This is a genomic window from Candidatus Streptomyces philanthi (genome assembly GCF_059553635.1).
Map to the genome: position 1 here is coordinate 1 of NZ_JCANQV010000527.1, position 2171 is coordinate 2171.

The 2171-nt window shown below is 74.9% G+C and carries 3 protein-coding genes; 2 read left to right on the forward strand and 1 reads right to left on the reverse strand.

The window, feature by feature from the left end; translation table 11 throughout:
* The coding region (locus AC51EU_RS29855; RefSeq protein ID WP_496270217.1) for a serine/threonine-protein kinase at positions 1 to 961 on the reverse strand (961 nt) is incomplete at its 3' end.
* A 241-nt stretch (positions 962 to 1202) separates the two neighbouring features.
* Here AC51EU_RS29855 and AC51EU_RS29860 point away from each other — a divergent pair.
* Together AC51EU_RS29860 and AC51EU_RS29865 are read left to right on the forward strand one after the other, a co-directional pair.
* Positions 1203 to 1520, forward strand: coding sequence for a hypothetical protein (locus AC51EU_RS29860; RefSeq protein WP_496270215.1), 318 nt, complete (start codon positions 1203 to 1205; stop codon positions 1518 to 1520).
* A 63-nt stretch (positions 1521 to 1583) separates the two neighbouring features.
* Positions 1584 to 2102 (forward strand): hypothetical protein, encoded by a 519-nt coding sequence (locus tag AC51EU_RS29865; protein WP_496270216.1) that lies wholly within the window; start codon positions 1584 to 1586, stop codon positions 2100 to 2102.
* The last annotated feature ends 69 nt before the right edge of the window (positions 2103 to 2171 follow it).

A 2171-nucleotide genomic window follows, 5' to 3' on the forward strand; every position in this document is an offset into this window, starting at 1 on the left:
CCTCGGCGGCGGACGGCCGCCGGCGGTCCGTCACCACGAGCCGCTCCCCGGGCCGGGCCGCGGACGGCACCATCCCGTCCGTACCCTCCGGGACGACGCTCCGCGCCACGCCCGGCACCCGCGCGCCCGCGCCGTCCGGACCCGTCCGCAGCAGGTCCATCAGCGCCTCCGGCGTCGGCCGGTCCGCCGGTTCCTTCGCCAGGCAGCGGCCGATCAGCGGCACCAGCTCGTCCGGGACGCCCGCCAGATCCGCCTCGTCGTGCACCACCTGGTACGCGACGAGATAGGGGCTGTCGGAGTCGAACGGGCCGCGCCCGGTGGCGGCGTGCACCAGGACCGACCCCAGCGCGAAGACATCCGCCTCCGGGCCGACCTCCCGCGGCCGCTGGAACTGCTCGGGCGCCATGAACGGCGGCGTCCCGATCAGCTTCCCCGTCTCGGTGCGCATCTCGCTGTCCGAAGGACGCGAGATACCGAAGTCGATGACCTTCGGCCCGTCGGCGGCCAGCAGCACGTTCCCCGGCTTGAGATCACGGTGCACCACCCCGGCCCGGTGGATGTCGCGCAGCGCCTCCGCCAGCCCCGCCGCGAGGCGGCGCACCTCGTCCGGCGCCATCGGCCCGTTCCGCTTCACATGGTCGGAGAGGGTGGGGCCGGGGATGTGGAGGGTCGCCATCCAGGGGCGTTCCGCGTCCGGGTCGGCGTCCACGACGGGCGCGGTGAAGGCGCCGCTCACCCGCCGGGCGGCCGCCACCTCCTGCCTGAACCGCCCCCGGAACTCGGCGTCCTGCGCGTACTCGGCGTGGATCACCTTGACCGCGAGCAGCAGCCCGGACGACGAACGCGCCAGGTGCACCACACCCATACCGCCCGCCCCCAGGCGCTCCTCCAACCGGTACCGCCCGGCGTACTCCGGAGCCTCCGCTTCCGTGCCGCCCCCGGTGTCACGCCGCGGCGGCATCGCCATGCTCCCGTTCCATCCCGTGCCTTCCCCCGTAACCGACGTACCCGGCGTCCCGCGCCGAACGACGCGCGGGGCCCCGATGATGGTACGTACGGGACGGCCGTGGCTTGCTAGCGTGCACGGGCGGGGGCACGACGCGTCGTTACGGAGGCCCGCACTCCGTTCCGGACCGCCGCCACCCGCACCGACGAACCATCAGCGGGCGCCCGCACGGCGCCGATCACGGGGGAGTGCACACATGACCGCGCAGGAGAGCGCCGCCACGGAAGCGGCCGCCGGAGCCGTACAGGCCCTGGCCGCCGGGAGCCCGACGTACCCCGTCGCGCCCGGCTACCGGGTGAACGTCCGCAAGGGGCCGGGCACCAACACGGCCGTCGTCCGGCAGCTCCCGTACGACGCCCGCGTCCGGATCCGCTGCCAGCGCCGCGGCCAGCGCGTCACCGGCCCCTACGGCACCTCCGACATCTGGGACAACATCGCTCCCGGCGAGTACATCTCCGACACCTATGTGAAGACGGGGAGCAACGGGATGGTCGCAGCGAGCTGCTCGGGCTGAGCCCCGCACCACCGCCGCACCCGGCCGGGCCGCCGCGGCACCCGGCCGGGGATAATCGGCGGCATGAGCGATGCGCAGACGACGCCCGGTCCGCCGGAGCGCGGCGGGCCCGAACCGGAGGAGATCCGCTTCTTCGGCACCACCTGGGTCCACCACGACGGCGGGTACGGGCTGCGCCGCGCGGGTGTCGCCGCCGGATCACTGCTGTTCGCCGCGGCCGGCGCCCTGGTGCTGCGCTTCGGCTTCGAGGGGCTGATGATCGCCGACGTCGGCTCGTTCGTCGGCGTCCTGGTCGTCGGCGGGTTCGGCATCTGCAGCGCGCTCGCCTTCCGCCGCACCTGGGAGGGGTTCGTCCGCCGCCCGTCCGGCGCCGATTCCTCAGCGCAGGGCCTGATGCTCATCGGCTTCATCGGCTCCCTGCTCGCCTACTTCGTCCGCAGCCTGACCGAGGCCCCCGGCGAGAAACTGCGCCGCACCGAGTACGAGGCCGCCGTCGCACGCCACGAACGCCGCCGCGCGGCCCGTACGAGGAACCCGGCGGGGCGGAAGTCGCGGGCGAAGAAGGGGCGGAAGCAGGGGTAGGGGGCTTGGCGGGCCTGGTCCTCGGCGCGCGGGTGACGGCCCGGCGCCGCTCCCGGCGCGTACGCCGCC

Coding starts and splice junctions, on each gene's coding strand:
- AC51EU_RS29860 (WP_496270215.1), top strand. CDS start 1,203: ATGACCGCGCAGGAGAGCGCCGCCACGGAAGCGGCCGCCGGAGCCGTA.
- AC51EU_RS29865 (WP_496270216.1), top strand. CDS start 1,584: ATGAGCGATGCGCAGACGACGCCCGGTCCGCCGGAGCGCGGCGGGCCC.